Source organism: Janthinobacterium sp. BJB401, assembly GCF_013372745.1.
Taxonomy (GTDB): domain Bacteria; phylum Pseudomonadota; class Gammaproteobacteria; order Burkholderiales; family Burkholderiaceae_D; genus Janthinobacterium; species Janthinobacterium rivuli.
This window is the reverse complement of sequence record NZ_JABXFH010000009.1, coordinates 128,386-146,036: the sequence shown is the minus strand read 5'-3', so window position 1 is coordinate 146,036 and position 17,651 is coordinate 128,386. Positions and strand designations below refer to the sequence as shown.

Here is a 17,651-nt window from a genome sequence, read left to right as displayed (position 1 = left end):
CCATGCATGCAAGCATCCAGGCGGCACTGTCGGCTTTCGACCTCGCCGCGCAAGAACGGCGCCTGCTGAAGATCGATTTCCCCCATGCAGATGGACCAGGTGGCGCCATCGTGCTGGTCAATTCGCTGACCGCCAGGGAAGAAGTGTCGCGCGACTTCCGTTTCGAGGCCGAACTGCTGTCCGATGATGCGCACATCGCACTCAAGGCCATGCTGGGCCGCATGGTGACCATTTCCATGGTGCGCGACGATGGCACGCTGCGCTACTTTAACGGCTATGTGGGCGAGTTTTGCCTGCTGCGCGCCGATGGCGGCTTTGCGTGGTACCGCATGGTACTGCAACCATGGCTGGCCTTCGCCCGGCTGCGCCAGGACAATGTGTCCTTTCATGGCCAAAGCGTGATGCAGCTGACCGAAACGACCTTTGCCCACTACGAACAGCGCGACTGGAAAACCAGCATCCACGGCGACGACCCGCAAATCACCTGCGCCAACCAGCACAATGAAACCGACTACAACCACCTGCACCGGCGCTGGGAGGCGCTGGGCTGGCATTACTGGTACGAACACCGCGCCGATGGCCATACGCTTTGGCTCGCGGACAACAGCACCCTGGCGGACATGGTCGCCACGGCGGCCGGCGATGGCGCCATGCGCTTCCACTCCGAGTCGGGCTCCATGGAAGACGATGGCTTGCAACAGTGGCAAGCCGTGCGCCGGATCGGCTCCGGGCAAATGACACTGGCCAGTTTCGACTATAAAAATCCCCAGCCACGCCTTGCCAGCGGCTACTCCCTGAATCGCCAGGGTGATGTATTTGCCCACGAACTGTACGAAAACACGGGCGCCTATGGTTATAAGAATGTCGATGATGGGGAGTCTCTGGCACAGCGCCGCATGGAAGAAAGCGACCATTTGCGCCAGTATTTCGAGGCGGCCGGCAATCACCGTGGCGCGCAACCCGGTCTTTGTTTCCGGCTCGATGGCCATTTCAGCGCCGAGGAAAAACGCTATCAGCCTGGCCAGAAGCGTCCGGACAGTATTGCCGAACGCGAATACCTGATTTTGTCAGCCGAGCATAGCGCCAGCAATAACTATCAGATTGGCCCCAGCGCGCCCTCGCACTATGCGAACAAACTGGTGTGCGTGCGCCGGGACATCCGCTGGCGCCCGGGACGCGGCTACAACAGCACGCCGTGCATCGTTGCCGGGGTGCAGACGGCGCTGGTGGTCGGGCCGGCCGGGGAGGAAATCCATACCGATGCGCTGGGACGCATCCGCCTGCAATTTCACTGGGACCGCCTGGGCGAATTCGATGAGCGCAGCTCGCCATGGATACGAGTCATGATGCCGATGGCGGGGCCGCAAATGGGACAGATCGCCCTGCCGCGCGTGGGCCAGGAAGTCGTCGTGCAATTCCAGGACGGCAATATCGACCATCCCATCGTCATCGGCGTGGTCTACAACAGCGCCAATCCGCCGCCGTGGCAGCTGCCGCAGCAGCGCGCCCTGTCCGGCTTGCGCAGCCGCGAACTGGGCGCGCGCAGCGCCAACCATCTGGTGCTCGACGATACCAAGGGCGCGATCCAGGCGCAGCTGCGCAGCGAGCACCAGGATAGCCGGCTTTCATTGGGCAGCATCACCCGCATCGACGACAACGCCGGCCGCAAGGAAGCGCGCGGCGTCGGTTTTGAATTGGCCAGCAGCGCCTGGGGCGCCTTGCGCGCAGCCAAAGGCATGCTGATCACTACAGAAACATCAACGGGAACGGGATCAGTCAAACAGCTCGACGAAACACAGGCCCGCCTGGCGCAGGCACGCCAGCTGCAGCAAGGCTTGGCCGGCATGGCCGTCGACGCGGGTGCGCAAGACAGCGCAGCACAGCAAGGCGCCGTGGCCGAGTCCATCCAGCGGCAAAACGCCGCCATCAAAGGCGCCGGTGGCGATTTCCCGGAGCTGTCCGAAGCGCATTTGCTGCTGGCCAGCCCGGCCGGCATCGAGCTGAGCACGGCCCAATCCATCCACCTGGCCGCCAGCGAGCATGTGGCGCTCAGCAGCAGCAAGCATATTTCACTCGCCAGCGGCGACAGCATGTTTGCCAGCATCGCCAACACCTTCAGCCTGTTCGTGCACAAGGCCGGCATGAAACTGATCGCCGCCAGCGGCAAGGTGTCCATCCAGGCGCACAGCGACGAGGTGGAAATCCTCGCCCAGAAAGTGCTGTCGCTGATCAGCGAAGCGGACTGGGTCAACATCAAGGGCAAGAAAGGCGTACGCCTGCACGGCGCCAACCACATGCTGGAAATCAGCGACAAGGTGCAATTCTTCACCTCATCCCCCGTACTCTTCAACGGCAACCTGGAAACCCTGGCGCCGAAGAGCGTGTCGCAGGAGTTGAATGAACGGCCACACAGCAGTTTTGATCAGGAAGTGTTGCTGGTGAATGCCGACGATACGCCAGCTGTTGGCGTTGCTTTTGAAATCCTGCGCGATGACGGCAACATGGCCGGCAAAAGCGCGGAGGACGGTTCCACGCAACTACAAAAATCCACCGGCATGGATAGTTACATCATTCGCTATAAGGGAGAACTGCCATGAGCAAATGTGATGACTTGAATAACCGCGGCAATCATCCTGAGAAGTTTGGTCAAGGCGTGGGAGGCTGGGCAGAACTCGCCGTCTCGATGACGGAAACAAAAGATACCGCCCGACATGACGTCACCCTACCGCCAGGAAAGGTAATTCCTGTCATTTTCCTGCCAGGCGTGATGGGTAGCAATCTAAGGATGAGCAAGGTTCGCCAGGAAGAATTGGGCCGTCCAGACAATCGGGCCTGGCGGCCAGACGATATGATGGGTGCGGGAGGCAAGGCCGCTGTCCTCACAAACAATGGCTTGGGTGGCTGGTTCAAAGATGCGTCGCCACGGCAGCGTCAATTGGTGTTTGATCCCAATGAAACCGAAGTGGAATACTACCATTACACCGAAAGCAACAGTCGTTTTGATCCAGATGGTGCGGAAACCAAGGCTGCAGATGCGCGGCATCAAAATGTGCCAGACAGTTTTACACCTATTCCTCCTTTAATGGGAACCAACAGGATCGCGACAACAACACGTCCGAATCAAGGTAAAGCCTGCTCGTATCAAAGTCCAGCACAAATAGCCCGTTGGAGAGGATGGAGTGAAGTGTTATTTGCTGGTGCGTACGGAACAATGTTGCGGGCAGCCGAATTGCATCTCAATAATATGATTTTCGACGGTAAGCCACATCCTCTCTGGCGTCAAACAAGTGGCCTTGGCGCACTGCTTTTGCAAGATCCAACAAATTTTGGCGCGTCATCTGGCAAAGCCATTAATGTCAACGACTTGAAGAAAATTTCGCCCTGTTGGTATCCAGTGCACGCGATGGGCTACAACTTTATAAAGAGCAATGGTGAATCTGCCATCATCATTGCAAAGAGACTACGCGGCCTGGTCAAAGGCTACCAGGAACGCGGATTCAAATGTAACGAAGTCATCATCGTCACGCATAGCATGGGGGGCTTGCTGGCCCGTGCATTGATACACCCCAGCTATGGGAAGATGCTTGATGATAAAGATGTGAAAATTCTGGGAATTTATCACAACGTGATGCCAACCATTGGTGCCGCAGGGGCATATAAACGCATGCGTTTTGGCTTTCAGGAAAGAGAAGGTTCTATAGCAGAAATAGAAGCCAGCATTCTAGGCATCGACGGTGCGCACGCAACCGCCATTCTGGCAAACGCACCGGCGCCACTGGAAATGATGCCAGGCGCGGCATATGGCCAGGATTGGCTGAAAATTGTGGATGCACAGGATAAAATTCTATGGAGCTGGCCTCGCGATAAGGCCACTGCACTGGAGAGCATTTACCTTCAGCCACCCAATGCGTGGTGGAGGCTAATCAATCCAAACTGGGTAAATCCCGCAGACATCCCTCGTGAAAAAGGTGGCGGCATAGAAAAAACAATGAGGCGAATAAAAAACGCCGCAGAATTCTTATCATCCATAGAGAAAACCTTCCATACAAATACTTACGCAAGCTATTGTTCATCCAGAAACTTTTTAAGTTACGGTGATGTGGTATTTAAATTAATTGAAGGTCTTCACAGTGGTTCAAATGACCCCTGGAATAAATTCGAGCCGTTACCTGAAAAATGGAAACTACTTGAAGATGATGCAAAGGGACAACTCTTGGTCCAGGCCGGAGGTAAATTCTTAAAGTTAAAGCTACAGCCAGCCAGTGCACGTGGTGATGGAACGGTGCCGTCAGACCGTTCTGCCCGGCACATCGCAGGCACACTTTTCGTACATGGCATGGCGGAAGCGAATGGTTATGACCACCAGAACAGCTATGCCGATACAAATGTAATGGCATCCATGCTGTATTCCATCGTACAAATTGCCAAGACGGCAAAATGGGATTAATCCATGAATAATAAGATAAAAAAAACAATTTTTCTCACGATCACAGTTATTGCGATGGGATTTCTATCCGTCTACGCGAAAAAAAATTCAGCCAAGGAGATCATAATGCCTGAAAATTTCAAACTCAGCAAACGCCTGGAAACACTATTTTTAAAAACAAAAATTGTATGCTTCGGGCGCTATGCCCTAGAGGTTCCGCGAGAAGTGCAGTTGATATCAGGAGGAACAACACTCCTTTCGGAAATCAAGACCATACAAGGTGGAATAATAGAAAAAAACGAACGCATAGCAGAAGAAATTGAAAAAATAAAAAAAAGTGATCCAACATCTGAAATTACATACAATGGAAAAGGGCCAATAGAAAATAGCTGGCAACTTCAATATTATGATGGGAAATTTTCCAAGGAAGATGGTGATCTATTCTTCAAGACCTACGTCATAAAAGGAAGCCATATATTTATTCTTGACGGATCAAGAAGAAAAGATGAAACAATAGCGGATGCCACACGAAATCAAATGGTCCGCGCTAACAACTTACGTCTGCGCGATGAAAATGAAGTTCCCAAGGAGCCTGGCTATTGCATCAAAAATGGTTTTATGAGTGACAACAAATATGATAGCCAGGAAATGGCGGATGCAGGCCTGTATTTCCCCAGCTTTCCAGACGTGACTTTTTCCATCACTGCGAATAAAAATGCATACGGCGACTATCCTCCTGCTGAATATGATGCAAAAGTACGTGGGAAATTATCATTACTTGCTCGTATCCAGGAAGCAAAAGACCAGCAAGGCAAGAACTACCCTCCTCGTACTCTGCTACGCGAGGGCAAGCGTGACGTGCAGCACTGGCATGGCGAGGAATCGTTGATACGGCGTACCGATGGCGTGCATGATTTTGAATGGACACTGGTGGGTACGCCGCGCGATATCGCCTATCCAGCGGTATTGGAGGCATCCATGTACACCAAAGTCGCCCACAACATGGTCGGCGCCGCCGAAGCCGCGTCACTGACCGACGAAGAGGCCATCGCCTTGTGGGACAAGCTGCTGTCCGGCTTGAAGTTCCGGGTGAAAGTGCCGGGTGCGCCGCCGGGTTCGTACTATATCGATCCCGACAAGCCGGCGCAGTGACAGCTGGATAAGCTCATGCTGGCGCCATGCCGGCCATTGCGCTAGCATGAACCTTTTGCCCGGAAAGCGTCCATGCCCATCACCCTGCGCCCCGCCCTGCCCCTTGACATCGACGCCCTGTGGGCTCTGCGCACGGTGGCCGTGCGCGTCGGTTGCGCCACGCATTATGCGCCGGAGCAAATTACTGTGTGGACGGCCTCGCCTGTACCGCCAGCGTATGCCGCCATGCTGGCTGCGGGTGGCGGCATCGTGGCGATGCAGGACGAGGCCATTGCCGGCTACGCCATGCTGGATGTAGATAAACATGAAGTAGACGCTGTCTTTGTCGATCCCGCGCGCGCGGGACTCGGCATCGGCAAGCGGCTGCTGGCGGCGCTGGAAGACCTGGCGCGCGGGCGCGGCATTGCGCGGCTGCACCTGTCCGCGTCGCTGAACGCCGTGCCGTTTTACGCGGCGGCCGGCTTTACGGCCTTGCGCGAGGAAGCGTATGCACACCCCAGCGGCATCAGCCTGGCCAGCGTGGCGATGGAAAAGGCGCTGGAGGCCGCCTGAGCCGTCAATCTTTTGTAGCCGCAGCTTCGGACTCGGCCAGGCATTGCTGCAGCTTCGCGATCAGAGCGCGCACTTCGTCGTCGCCCAGGTCCAGCGGGTCGCCCTGCGCGCCGACGGCGATCAGGCAGATGGCCGAGCCGTCGTACCAGGCGTCGAGGCGTTCCTTGCCCTCATTCATATTGCTCTGACTCATGTCGCATATCTCTCAGTAAATCAGCCGGTGCCGCGATGCTGGCACCGCCTTGCGGCACGGGAAACACGGAAGCCAGCTGGCCATTGCTTGCCATGCCAGGCAACCACTTGCTCAGGAAATCACCAAGCGCGATGGCGCGTGGCTGGAAATGTTCCCAGTCACCGCTGGCGCATGCTTGCGCAAATGCGGCTTCCGGCCAGAACGGGATGGCGACGTGGCCATGGGCTTGCGCCGTGGCCCAGCCTGCATGATACAAGCCCCACACTTCTTGCGTATCGGCTACCTTGCGCACAAAGTACGCATGGCGTTCGCCGGACGGCAGGCCCATCACCTGCTTGAACTTTTCAGGATGCACGGTTTTCCCCTACCCCGTCCCATACCCGCAGCTGCGGCGTACACCAGCCCGTCACCATGTCGAGGGCATCCAGTATCACGTCTTCCAGCGGCCCCTCCTGCGTGGCTGGGCGCAATTCCTGCAGCAAGGCGGCCACCTGATCCGCCGTCACGCCGCTGGCCTTGTAGCGCAGCAAGATGGCGCGCAGCGTGAGCAAACCTGCCCTGGCGTCCAGCGCGGCCAGCAAATCCTTGTCGATCTCGTCGATGATGGTTTGCGTGGTTTGCAGCACCTCAATCCGCTTCCCACGCGATGCCGGCCGGCTGCGCGCCGCCTGTCTTGAAGAACGCGATGAAAGCCTGCTGGCATTGTTCCACATCCACGCACCACGCTTCCGGATACACATCCACCTGGCCATTCGACAGCAGGTAGCTGCATTCCCCCGTTTCCTCTTCGTCGCCCAAGGAGTGAAAGCTCAGCTCGTCCTGACCCGACAGATACATCAGCCAGGCATTGCCGCCATTGCGCAGCATGCACAGGGCCGGGCCCTGCTCGGCATCCGTGGCCATGGTCAGCCACAGTTCGCACTGGGCCAGCGCACGCGCGTCCAGCAGCGCCTGCTCCAGCATGGGCACGCTATCGACCACACGCGGCTCGCCATGCAGGTTCAGTTCCATCGTCATGCTTTTTCTCCGTTCAGGTCATCCATGGCCAGCGCCGTGCTCAGATACAGCTTGCCGCTCAGGTCGTGCAGCAGGCTGCTCTGGCGCAGGCGGTCCATCACGGGCCCCTTCACTTCGGCCAGGTTCAGGCTGATGCCACGCTTGCTCAGCGTGCTGTTGAGTTCGATCAAGCCCAGCAAGGCCGTGCTGTCAATCTGGTTGACGGCCGACAGCACCAGCACCAGGTGGCGCGCCGTCGGGTGGCCCCGCAACTCGTCTTCCACCCTCTCCGTGACGGCTTCGACGTTGCCGAAGAACAGGCCCGCATCGATGCGCAGCAGCAAGACGTCCGGCAAGGTTTGTGCTTCGTAGCGCTCCACGTTGCGGAAGTGTTCGCTATTCGGGATGCGGCCCAGCACGGCGATATGCGGGCGGCTGGCGCGCCAGATCAGGGTGCCCATCGACAACAGCACGCCGATCACGACGCCCGCTTCCACGCCCAGCACCAGCACGCCGGCCGTCGTCGCCAGCAGGGCCAGCGCATCGCTGCGGTCGTAGCGCCACGACAGTTTCAAGGTGTCCCAGTCCAGCAGGCTGCTGACGGCAAAGATGATGGTGGCCGCCAGCACGGGCAGCGGCAGCAGGGCCAGCCAGCCCGTGGGCGCCACCAGCGCCAGCGCCAGCAACCCAGCCGTGATGATGCTGGCCAAGGGGGTGTTAGCGCCCGCCTGGAAGTTGACGGCCGAGCGCGAAATGGAGCCCGTGACGGGGAAGCCGCCCGACAGCGCGCTGGCCACATTGGCCGCGCCCAGGCCCAGCAGTTCGCGGTTCGTGTGCAGCTTTTCACCGCGTTTTTGCGCCAGGGTCTGGGCGGCGGACATGCTCATCAGGAAGATGATGAAGGCAATCAGCAGCGCCGGCGACAGCAGGGTGCGCCAATGGGCGCCAGAGGTGGCCAGGTTCAGGCCGGGCAAGCCGCTGGGCACGTGGCCCGTCGTCTGCACGCCCATCGCTTCCAGGCCGCCATAGGCGACCAACGCGATGCCGGCCAGCACCAGCGCCATCGGCGCCAGGCGCGCACCCACGTCGGCCGCCACCTGGTTCAAACCGCAGCGCTGCAGCAGGCGCGACAGATAGCGCTTGGCCAGCCACAGGAACAGCAGGCCGGAGAGTCCCAGCACGAGGCTGGGCGTGTGCCAGTGGGGAAGCGTCGCGCCCAGCAAGGGGGTGATCTGCCCCCAGATGATCAGGATCGCGGCGCCATTGCTGAAACCGCTGATCACGGGACGCGACAGGAAACTGGCCATGAAACCCAGGCGCAGCACGCCGCACAGCAGCAGGACGAGGCCGCTGATGAAGGCCAGCTGGGCGGCCAGCACGATATACAGCGAGGAGCCGGGATCGGCCAGCGGCGCCAGGGCGGCGGCCGTCATCAGGGAAACGATGGCCATGGGACCCACCGATTGCGTCATGCTGCTGCCGAACAAGGCGTACAGCACAGGCGGCAGGATGCTGGCGTAGATGCCCACCACGGGCGGCAAGCCGGCCACCAGGGCGTAAGCCATGCCTTGCGGCACCATCATCATGGCGACAACGATACCGGCAGTGATGTCCCCGGCCAACAGAGGACGCCGGTATTGTCTGAGCCAAAGCAGCATGATGAGATCCCAAAATCTGAAAACCGAAGCCTATCATGCGACGCGGCCGGCTGACAGGGGGGGAGTGATCAGTCTGGCAGCAATTGCGCCTTCACAGCGTCGAGGATTTCCGCCGACAGGGCTTCGTCATCGACGGAACGGGCCAACACCATGGCGCCCACCATGGCGGCAAACGTCGAAATGGCCTGCTGGCGCCGCTCTTCCGGTGCGCCGTCGGACAGCAATCCTTCCAGCAGCGCGAACTGCTGCCGCGTCGCCTTCGTAAACGCGGGACGCGCGCCGGGCGACATGCGCGCCACGTCGACGCCCATGGCCGCCGCCGGGCAGCCGCCGCCGGGCTGGTCGCGGTGCCGGGTGGTCAGATAGCTGCCGACGATGGCGGGCAGCGCCTGCTGCGGGTCGCGCGCGATCTTCGCCCGCCAGCCTTCCAGCGATTTCTCCAGGGCATGCTGGCACGCCTCGATCATCAAGTCTTCCTTGGACGCGAAATGGCCATAGAAGCCGCCATGCGTGAGGCCCGCGTTCTTCATCAGGTCGGCCACGCCGATGCCGTCGTAGCCCTTTTCGCGGAACAATCTGGCCGCCACCTCGACGATGCGCTCGCGGTTCAGCGCCGCCTGTTCCCTGCTTACCTTCATGCTGCCCTCCCATATTTATGTCAATCATCATATAACTTTGCGTCCGTTTGTGCCACTCTGTTAGCAAGCGCACCGTTTGATGCGGATGCCGCGCCGATACTGAACCCTCGTTTCCAGGGAGGCCAGCATGAACGAGAACAAGGACCAGTCCGCCGGTAACTTGCAGCGCAGCATCCAGCAAGAGCAGGATCAACGTGATACCGCCAAACCCGCCGAGCAGAAAAGCCAGCAGCCCGTGCAGACGAGCCAACGCAGCCAGCCTGCCCCGCCCCTGCCCGCCCAGCACTTGGACAAGCCTGGCATCGAAGGGCAGATGCAGCTGCAACCACGCTTCCTGGCGCCCGACTATTGCGGCAGCGGCAAGCTGGCCGGCATGGTGGCCGTCATCACGGGCGGCGATTCGGGCATCGGCCGCGCCGTGGCCGTGCTGTACGCGCGCGAAGGGGCCGATGTGGCCATCATTTACCTGAACGAACACGCGGACGCCCACGAAACCAAGCGCTACGTGGAAGCGGAAGGCCAGAGCTGCCTGTTGATTGCCGGCGACGTGCGCGACCAGGGCTTTTGCCAGCAAGCCGTCAGCCAGGTGCTCGATAAATTCACGCACATCGACGTACTGGTCAACAACGCCGCCTTCCAGGAACATGCGGAATCCTTGCTCGACCTGAGCGAGGAGCGCTTCGACCTCACCATGAAAACCAATGTCTATGGCTACTTCCACATGGCCAAGGCCGTGCTGCCCCATTTGCAGCGCGGCGCCTCCATCATCAATACGGGCTCCGTGACGGGCTTGCAAGGCTCGAAGCACTTGCTCGACTATTCCACCACCAAGGGCGCCATCCATGCGTTTACCATGGCGCTGGCCGGCAACCTGCTCGACAAGGGCATCCGCGTCAACGCCATCGCACCCGGCCCCGTCTGGACGCCGCTCAACCCGGCCGACAAGTCACCCGAGGAGATCCAGAAATTCGGCCAGGACACGGACATGCGCCGTCCGGCCCAGCCGGAAGAACTGTCGCCCGCCTACGTCTTCCTGGCCTCGCCCGCCTGTTCCAGCTACATCAGCGGCATCGTCCTGCCCATCACCGGCAGCGTGGGGGAATAAGCGATGGCGCGCGCACTGTGGAAAGGCGCCATCAGCTTCGGCCTCGTGCACATCCCCGTCGAGCTGATTTCCGCCAGCCTCGACCATGAACTGGACTTGTCCATGCTGGACCGGCGCGACTTCGCCCCCATCGGCTACAAGCGCTACAACAAGCAGACCGGCAAGGAAGTCGAGTGGGATGACATCATCAAGGGCTATGAATACAAGACGGACGAGTACGTGGTGCTGTCCGAGGAAGATTTACGGCAAGCCAATGTGAAGGCCACGCAAACCATCGACATACTGGCCTTTGTCGATGCGCTTGAGGTGCCGCTGACCTTTTACGAGCACCCGTATTATTTGCTGCCCGCCAAGGGCGGCGAAAAGGTCTATGCCTTGCTGCGCGAAACCTTGCGCAAGGCGAATAAAGTGGGCATCGCCAGCGTGGTCATGCGCACCAAGCAGCATTTGTGCGCGCTCGTGTGCGTGGGCGACGCCATCGTGCTCAACACCCTGCGCTACGCCGATGAGCTCCGTCCCACGGATGACCTGGACTTGCCTGACAGCAGCCTGAAGGCGGCCGGGATTTCCGACAAGGAACTCAAGATGGCCCTGTCGCTGGTCGAAGGCATGAGCGAAGCGTGGGAACCCGGGCAATATCACGACAGCTACCGCGAAGACGTGCTGGCGCTGGTCAAAAAGAAAATCAAGGCCAAACAGACCAAGACCATCACCCCGCCCGCGCCCGAACCGGCAGAAGAGCAAGGCAGCAACGTCATCGATCTGGTGGCCCTGCTGCAGCAAAGCCTGGGCAAGAAAGCGCCGGCCGCCGCGCCCCGCAAACGTAAAGCCGCGTCCACCGTGCGCAAACCGGCGCCCGCCAGGCGCAAAGCGGCCTGAAGCACGCTTCGCAGCCAGGAGAACCTTGCATCATATAAATGAATTGACTTTGATCAAGCTTCTCGCTACGTTATGCACAGGCCTGCCGCCCGGCAAGCCCTGTCATGCGTGCGGGAAAAAATGGATGCCGAGTTAGATCAGCTTATCCTCAACGGCGCCCCTGGCGGCGTTGTCATCACGAACGAAGAGCATGCCGTCGTGCGCTGGACGGCCGGGGCGCAGCGCATTTTCGGCTATGCCAGCGACGAAGCGCTGGGCCACCAGCTGTGGGAACTGATCTCGCTGCCAGGACAGGCCGAGGCAGACCCGCAGATCGACGAGCAGCTGACCTTGCACGGCAGCTACGACCGCGAATCGCTGCGGCGACGCAAGGATGGTGAACTCATCTATGTCGACGTGGCATGCCAGGCCGCCCACGCGGCGCCGGACGGCCCCCGCTACCTGATTTCCACCATGAAGGACACGACCTTGCTGAAGGCGGCGCGCGACGCCCAGTTCGTCGACGTGCGCTACCGCGTGCTGTTCGAATCGACGCCGGACAGCGTCATCATGGTCAATGCCACGGGTGCCATCGTGCTGGCCAACCAGCAGGCGCAGCGCCTGTTCGGCTATGCGGAAGGCGAATTGAGCGGCAGGCAAATCGATAGCCTGCTGCCGCAACGCCTGCGCCATTCGCACGTGGCGCACCGCTCGCGCTATTTCGACCAGCCGCGCACGCGCACCATGGGCGCCGACCTGGAATTGCTGGGCTTGCGCAAGGACAACGTCGAGTTCCCCGTCGAAATCAGCCTGTCGCCGATCCAGACGGAGATCGGCACCTTCGTCATCAGCGCCATCCGCGACGTCAGCGACCGCCGCCGGGCCGAGCAGAAGTTCCGCGGCCTGCTCGAATCGGCGCCGGACGCCATCGTCATCGTCAACGGCGATGGCGAGATCGTGCTCGTCAATTCGCAGACGGAACGCCTGTTCGGCTACTCGCGCGCGGAGTTGCTGGGGCGCAATGTGGAAGTGCTGATCCCGGCCCGCTATGCACACGACCATCCGCACCACCGCCAGTCCTTTTCCGCGGCGCCGCGCGCCCGCTCCATGGGCGCGGGCCTGGAACTGTACGGTTTGCGCCGCGATGGCACCGAGTTTCCCGTCGAAATCAGCCTGTCGCCGCTGGAAACGGACGAAGGCGTGCTGGTCTCGTCGGCCATCCGCGACATCACGGAGCGCAAGCGCATCGAACGCACGCTCAACGAACAGAAAATCGAACTCGAGCGGGCCAGCCAGGCGAAGGACCGCTTTCTCACCAGCATGTCGCATGAATTGCGCACGCCGCTGAACGCCATCCTCGGCTTTGCCCAGCTGCTGGCCAACGAAGCCCTGCCCGCGACCGTGCCGCAAAAGCGCGCCTTCGTGCAAAACATCGTCACCTCGGGCCGCCACCTGCTTACCCTGATCAATGAAATCCTCGACCTGGCGAAGATCGAATCAGGCAGCCTGAGCCTGTCAATGGAAGCGGTGACGCTGCCCGCGCTGATCGAGGAAGTGCGCGTGATGGTGGAAGAGCAGGCGCAGCAGCGCCAGATCCTCCTCGTCTTTCCCGCCTGCGAGCCGCTGACGCTCAGGGCCGACCATACGCGTCTCAAGCAAGTGCTGCTGAACCTGCTATCAAACGCCATCAAGTACAACCGCCCTGCCGGCAAGGTGGAACTGGAAATTTCGCAGCCCGGGCCGCAACGCGTGCGCATCGCCATCCGCGACACGGGCAAGGGCCTGGACGAGGCGCAACTGGCGGAACTGTTCCAGCCGTTTAACCGCCTGGGACAGGAGGCGGGCAGCGAGGAAGGCACGGGCATCGGCCTGGTCGTCACCCAGCGCCTGGTCGAGCTGATGGGCGGCAATATGGGCGTGCACAGCTGCGTCGGCGTGGGCAGCGTGTTCTGGATCGAACTCGATACGATGGCCGCGCCGCCCGCCGGGCAGACGGAAGCGGAATACCTGCCCGAGCCCGCCGGCGACGCCGGGGACGAGGACGGCGGGCAGGCACTGCTGCTGTACGTGGAAGACAATCCGGCCAGCCTGCGCCTGGTGGAAGACATCGTCAGCTTCCTGCCTCATCTGCGCATGATCTCGGCCACCGACGCCCGCCAGGGCATCGCGCTGGCGCTGGAGCGCCGCCCCGATGTCATCCTGATGGACATCAACTTGCCCGGCATGAATGGCAACCAGGCGCAGCGCATCCTGCGCAACGATGCGCGCACCGCGCACATCCCCGTAATCGCCTTGACGGCCAATGCCATGAAGGGCGATATCCGGCATGGCCTGGCCGCGGGCTTTTTCCGCTACCTGACCAAGCCCGTCGAGATCACCCTGCTCAACGCGGCCATCGAGGAAGCGCTGCAACTGGCGCGCGCCGTCCTGCCGTTCAAGCCGGAGGAGTAAAAGCCAGCTTTTTCATGGCAGAGTCGAGTCCTTTCGCGCTGCGCGCATAGCCATCCCACGGTGTGTTGCCAACATCGAGACGGCTGTGGACATTGCCCACATTCCACTGGTCGCCCGCCGTCAGTTCGTCGAGCTCTTCCCAGGCCAGCGGGACGGAAATTCCCAACCCCGAACGCGTGCGGGCCGACCACGCGCACACGGTGGTGGCGCCCCGGCCATTGCGCAAATAATCGATGAAAATCTTGCCGACGCGGTTGGCGGGACCGCTTTTCAAAACGAAGCGCTGCGGAATGAGCTGCGCCATGTGCGCCACGATGGCTTGCGAAAACGCTTTGACCGTGTCCCAATCGTGCTTGGGCCGGATCGGCACGACCACGTGCAAGCCCTTGCCGCCGCTGGTTTTCAGCCAGGCGGGCAAGCCCAGCTCCGTCAGAAAGGCGCGCAGCAGCACGGCCGCCTCGCGGATGGCGGGCCAGGCCACGCCCTTGCCCGGATCCAGGTCGAACACCAGGCGGTTCGGCGTGTCGTAGGCGCGGGCCAGCGCGTTTTGCGTGTGAAATTCCACCACATTCCACTGCGCCGCCGACAGCAGCCCCTGCTGGCTGGCCACTTCCAGCATGGGCGGGTGTTCCGGGTCCAGCCGTGCATCGAGCTGTCTGACGCCGGGCATGGTCGACGTATCGGCATGCTTCTGGAAAAACAGCTCGCCACCGACGCCGGCCGGCGCGCGCACCAGCGACACGGGCCGCCCGCGCAAGTGCGCGAGCATCAGCTTGCCCACCAGCGCGTAATAGCACACCAGGTCGATCTTCCTGGCGCCGCTGTCCTTGTCGATCACCCGGTCCGCATGGCTGACCTTGAAACTGGCCGGCAAGACGCTGTCCGGCATGGATTTGCTCTCCATGGTCTTCTCCCTGTCGATGTGCCGCGCCCGCTCGCGCACGATGGCGGCCGGCTGTTTATCCTCGCGCAAGCCGTGAAACACGGCGTGGCGCACGGCTCCGCCACTGGTCCATTGCGCAAAACTCACTTCGGCCACCAGCTGCGGCTGGACCCAGATAGGCTGGCGCACGCCGCCCGCCTTGCCTTCAAACGGACTCGTTTCGATGGCCAGCGCGTCGAGGCGGCGCCGCAAGTCGCGCAAGGCCGCATCGTCAAAGCCGCTACCCACATTGCCCGCATAGCGCAGCTTGCCCTGCGCATCATGCACGCCCAGCAACAGCGAACCGATTCCTTCGCGCGCGCCCTGCGGCGCCGTATAGCCGCCGATGACGAATTCCTGGCGCAAGCCGCATTTGAGCTTGATCCAGTCGCCCGAGCGGCGCGTGACGTAGGGCGAACCGCGCCGCTTGCCGATCACCCCTTCCAGTCCCAGCCGGCAAGCGTGGGCCAGCAGCCGCTGCGGTGCGGCGTCGAGCGCGTCGCTGAAGCGCACCAGGGGCGACGCGGGCAAGCTCTGCAGCAACTGTTGCAGCAGCGCCCTGCGCGCCTCGACAGGCTGGCCGCGCAGATCGTGGCCATCGAAATACGGCACGTCAAACAGGTAATACACGATCTCGCTGGTCGTTTCCGCATCGAACGCGCGCTGCAAGGCGCCGAAATCCGGGTGGCCGCCGGCGTCGTTGACGACGATTTCACCGTCATACCAGCCTGGCGGCAAGCCAAGCTTTTCCAGCGCCTGCCGCAGCTTCGGCAGCTTCGCCGTCCAGTCGTTGCCATTGCGCGTCATCAAGCTGACCTGCTCCCCATCGCAACGCGCGAGGATGCGGTAACCGTCGAATTTGACTTCGAAAATCCACTCTTGCGCATCCGGCGGCGGTGCATCGACGAGGATGGCCAGCTGGGGCGACAGGGCGGTGGGCAAATCGGCATCGGGCGGCGCGGCGGCCACCTTGCGCTTGGGCATGGCCTTGTTCCTGACGCTGTCGGGCAATTCGTCCACGACAGAAAACTCCGCTGCCGGCCGGGCATAGTCGTCTTTTTCCTTGATCAGCAGCCAGGCCGGCTGCTTTTCGCTGCGTTTTTCGCCCCTGCCTTTCATGCGCACCAGCACCCAGTTGCCGTGCATCTTGTGGCCGTGCAGGGTAAATTTCAGTTCGCCGGCCGCCAGCGCCTTGCGCGCATCGGGCGTGGCCGGCTGGGGCTGCCACGTTCCTTTATCCCAGATGATGACCTTGCCCGCGCCATACTGTTTTTCGGGGATCGTGCCTTCAAAGCTCGCATATGCAATGGGATGGTCTTCCACCTGCACGGCCATGCGCTTGTCGCGCGGGTCGTAGCTGGGCCCTTTCGGCACGGCCCAGCTTTTCATCGTGCCATCGAGTTCCAGGCGAAAATCATAGTGCAGACGGCTGGCCCAGTGCTTCTGAATGACGAAGGTGAGCGCATCGCCCGCTTCCTCGCCGCCCTCCGCAGGCTCGGGCGTGACGGCGAAATTGCGCTTGGCTTGATAGGTTTTCAAGGCGGCTTTCATGGCGGCCCCATGCGGTAACGATGGCCTTGAGTCTAGGCCGCTGCGGTCCCTGGCGCGGTACGCCAGCTAACAGAGTGCCTGTCCCGGCAAATGTAAGTGTTTGTAATTAGCTCGAATCGCTGTCAACGCTATTGCCGCACGGCGCGTTTTTGCCTCAGTGACAGGGGAAATACATCTCCTGAACTACAACCCCACTTCTCGAGGAACTGCATCATGAAAAAACGCATTGTCAACCTGACTGCTACTCTGATCGCCGGCTTGTTCGCTACCGCAGCCTTTGCTCAAACGCCAGCCGCGCCTGTCAAGGCCGAAGCCAAGCACACCAAGGAAGTGGCCAAAGCGGAAGCCAAGGAAACCAAGGCCGTAGTCAAAGCCGATGCCAAGGAAGCCGCCGTCGTCGCCGATGCGAAAGCCGATGTCGCCAGCGCCAAGGCCGACGCCAAAGTCACCAAAGCCAAAGCCCATCACAAAGCCACCAAGGCCAAGGCAAAAGCCGCCGAAGACAAGGCTGAAGCGACCCCAGCAGCAGCCAAATAATCCCCCAGCGCGTTTTTTGCGCCACACAAAAAAGACAGCTTCGGCTGTCTTTTTTGCTTTTTCACGCTTTCTTCTTTCATTAACGTCGCTTAAATCACCTGATTGTAAGAAAGTGTAAACAAGGTCAACCGTAACCTTCCGGGCCGCGTTTTCTGCTCAGTGACACGGGAATCATCCCGCCACCAACGGACATACCAGACAAACCACCACTGAGGACTGCACCATGAAAAAAGTAATCGCTACCCTGATCGCCGGCCTGTTCGCAACTGCAGCCTTCGCCCAAACCCCGGCAGCACCTGCGGCCGCTCCAGCAGCTCCAGTACCGGCGAAAGTGGAAGCAGCCCACACCAAAGCCGTCGTGAAAGCGGACGCCAAGGAAGCGCAAGCCGTCGTCAAAGCCGATGCCAAAGAAGCGAAAGCAGTCGTTGCCGCCAAAACGGACGTCGCCAGCGCCAAAGCGGAAGCGGCCACCACAAAAGCCAAGGCCCATCACAAAGCCAAGCACACCAAGGCCAAGGCCGATGCAAAACTGGCCTCGGCCACCGCTGCAGCATCTACACCTGCTCCAGCACCGGTAGCGGCACCAGCAGCAGCCAAGTAATCCCCCACACA

At 60.8% G+C, this 17,651-nt stretch carries 16 protein-coding genes; 9 read left to right on the top strand and 7 right to left on the bottom strand.

Features of this window, described 5'->3' with window-relative positions; genetic code table 11:
• Positions 1 to 2: 2 nt before the first annotated feature.
• The 4 genes from HWE17_RS08895 to HWE17_RS08880 all read left to right on the top strand — a co-directional run bounded on the left by HWE17_RS08895 (position 3) and on the right by HWE17_RS08880 (position 6,130).
• A complete protein-coding gene (locus HWE17_RS08895) occupies positions 3 to 2,597 on the top strand; it encodes a type VI secretion system Vgr family protein (protein WP_176388520.1) in 2,595 nt (864 codons plus the stop codon).
• Positions 2,594 to 4,447 carry a triacylglycerol lipase gene (locus tag HWE17_RS08890; RefSeq protein WP_176388519.1) on the top strand — a complete coding sequence of 618 codons (1,854 nt, stop codon included), beginning with the start codon at positions 2,594 to 2,596 and terminating at the stop codon, positions 4,445 to 4,447. Before HWE17_RS08895 ends, HWE17_RS08890 begins: the two co-directional genes overlap by 4 nt.
• A 3-nt stretch (positions 4,448 to 4,450) precedes the next feature.
• Positions 4,451 to 5,578, top strand: a complete 1,128-nt coding sequence (locus HWE17_RS08885) for a T6SS immunity protein Tli4 family protein (protein WP_255206168.1) — start codon at positions 4,451 to 4,453, stop codon at positions 5,576 to 5,578.
• A 72-nt stretch (positions 5,579 to 5,650) separates the two neighbouring features.
• The gene (locus HWE17_RS08880; protein WP_176388518.1) at positions 5,651 to 6,130 is read left to right on the top strand and encodes a GNAT family N-acetyltransferase; all 480 of its coding nucleotides are present in this window, start codon (positions 5,651 to 5,653) and stop codon (positions 6,128 to 6,130) included.
• A 4-nt stretch (positions 6,131 to 6,134) separates the two neighbouring features.
• On the opposite strand, the gene HWE17_RS08875 is transcribed toward HWE17_RS08880, so the two are convergent.
• The 6 genes from HWE17_RS08875 to HWE17_RS08850 form a co-directional block, all read right to left on the bottom strand.
• Positions 6,135 to 6,323, bottom strand: a complete 189-nt coding sequence (locus HWE17_RS08875; protein WP_176388517.1) for a hypothetical protein — start codon at positions 6,321 to 6,323, stop codon at positions 6,135 to 6,137.
• Positions 6,301 to 6,678, bottom strand: a complete 378-nt coding sequence (locus HWE17_RS08870) for a DUF2750 domain-containing protein (RefSeq protein WP_217916727.1) — start codon at positions 6,676 to 6,678, stop codon at positions 6,301 to 6,303. The genes HWE17_RS08875 and HWE17_RS08870 overlap by 23 nt, the downstream gene beginning before the upstream one ends.
• Entirely contained in the window at positions 6,668 to 6,949 is a 282-nt protein-coding gene (locus tag HWE17_RS08865; RefSeq protein WP_176388516.1) for a hypothetical protein, read from the bottom strand. Before HWE17_RS08865 ends, HWE17_RS08870 begins: the two co-directional genes overlap by 11 nt.
• 1 nt (position 6,950) lies before the next feature.
• Positions 6,951 to 7,340: an Imm1 family immunity protein gene (locus HWE17_RS08860; RefSeq protein ID WP_176388515.1), complete on the bottom strand. Its 390-nt coding sequence runs from the start codon at positions 7,338 to 7,340 to the stop codon at positions 6,951 to 6,953.
• The gene (locus HWE17_RS08855) at positions 7,337 to 8,977 is read right to left on the bottom strand and encodes a SulP family inorganic anion transporter (protein ID WP_176388514.1); all 1,641 of its coding nucleotides are present in this window, start codon (positions 8,975 to 8,977) and stop codon (positions 7,337 to 7,339) included. Before HWE17_RS08855 ends, HWE17_RS08860 begins: the two co-directional genes overlap by 4 nt.
• A 68-nt stretch (positions 8,978 to 9,045) precedes the next feature.
• On the bottom strand, positions 9,046 to 9,615 hold the full coding sequence (locus tag HWE17_RS08850) for a TetR/AcrR family transcriptional regulator (protein WP_176388513.1): 570 nt from the start codon (positions 9,613 to 9,615) through the stop codon (positions 9,046 to 9,048).
• Positions 9,616 to 9,742: 127 nt separating this feature from the next.
• On the opposite strand from HWE17_RS08850, the gene HWE17_RS08845 reads away from it, so the two are divergent.
• From HWE17_RS08845 to HWE17_RS08835, 3 genes are all read left to right on the top strand, one after another.
• Positions 9,743 to 10,720 carry an SDR family oxidoreductase gene (locus HWE17_RS08845; protein ID WP_176388512.1) on the top strand — a complete coding sequence of 326 codons (978 nt, stop codon included), beginning with the start codon at positions 9,743 to 9,745 and terminating at the stop codon, positions 10,718 to 10,720.
• Between the two features lie 3 nt (positions 10,721 to 10,723).
• On the top strand, positions 10,724 to 11,599 hold the full coding sequence (locus tag HWE17_RS08840) for a Ku protein (protein ID WP_176388511.1): 876 nt from the start codon (positions 10,724 to 10,726) through the stop codon (positions 11,597 to 11,599).
• Between the two features lie 120 nt (positions 11,600 to 11,719).
• Positions 11,720 to 14,029: a PAS domain S-box protein gene (locus HWE17_RS08835; protein WP_176388510.1), complete on the top strand. Its 2,310-nt coding sequence runs from the start codon at positions 11,720 to 11,722 to the stop codon at positions 14,027 to 14,029.
• Here the strand turns inward: HWE17_RS08835 and ligD are convergent.
• On the bottom strand, positions 14,013 to 16,502 hold the full coding sequence (gene ligD / locus HWE17_RS08830; protein WP_176388509.1) for a DNA ligase D: 2,490 nt from the start codon (positions 16,500 to 16,502) through the stop codon (positions 14,013 to 14,015). The two genes, HWE17_RS08835 and ligD, sit on opposite strands and share 17 nt — an antisense overlap.
• A gap of 213 nt (positions 16,503 to 16,715) precedes the next feature.
• Here ligD and HWE17_RS08825 point away from each other — a divergent pair, with 213 nt between their 5' ends.
• Together HWE17_RS08825 and HWE17_RS08820 are read left to right on the top strand one after the other, a co-directional pair.
• Positions 16,716 to 17,039, top strand: a complete 324-nt coding sequence (locus HWE17_RS08825) for a hypothetical protein (protein ID WP_176388508.1) — start codon at positions 16,716 to 16,718, stop codon at positions 17,037 to 17,039.
• Between the two features lie 223 nt (positions 17,040 to 17,262).
• Entirely contained in the window at positions 17,263 to 17,640 is a 378-nt protein-coding gene (locus tag HWE17_RS08820) for a hypothetical protein (protein ID WP_099400585.1), read from the top strand.
• Positions 17,641 to 17,651 lie beyond the last annotated feature (11 nt).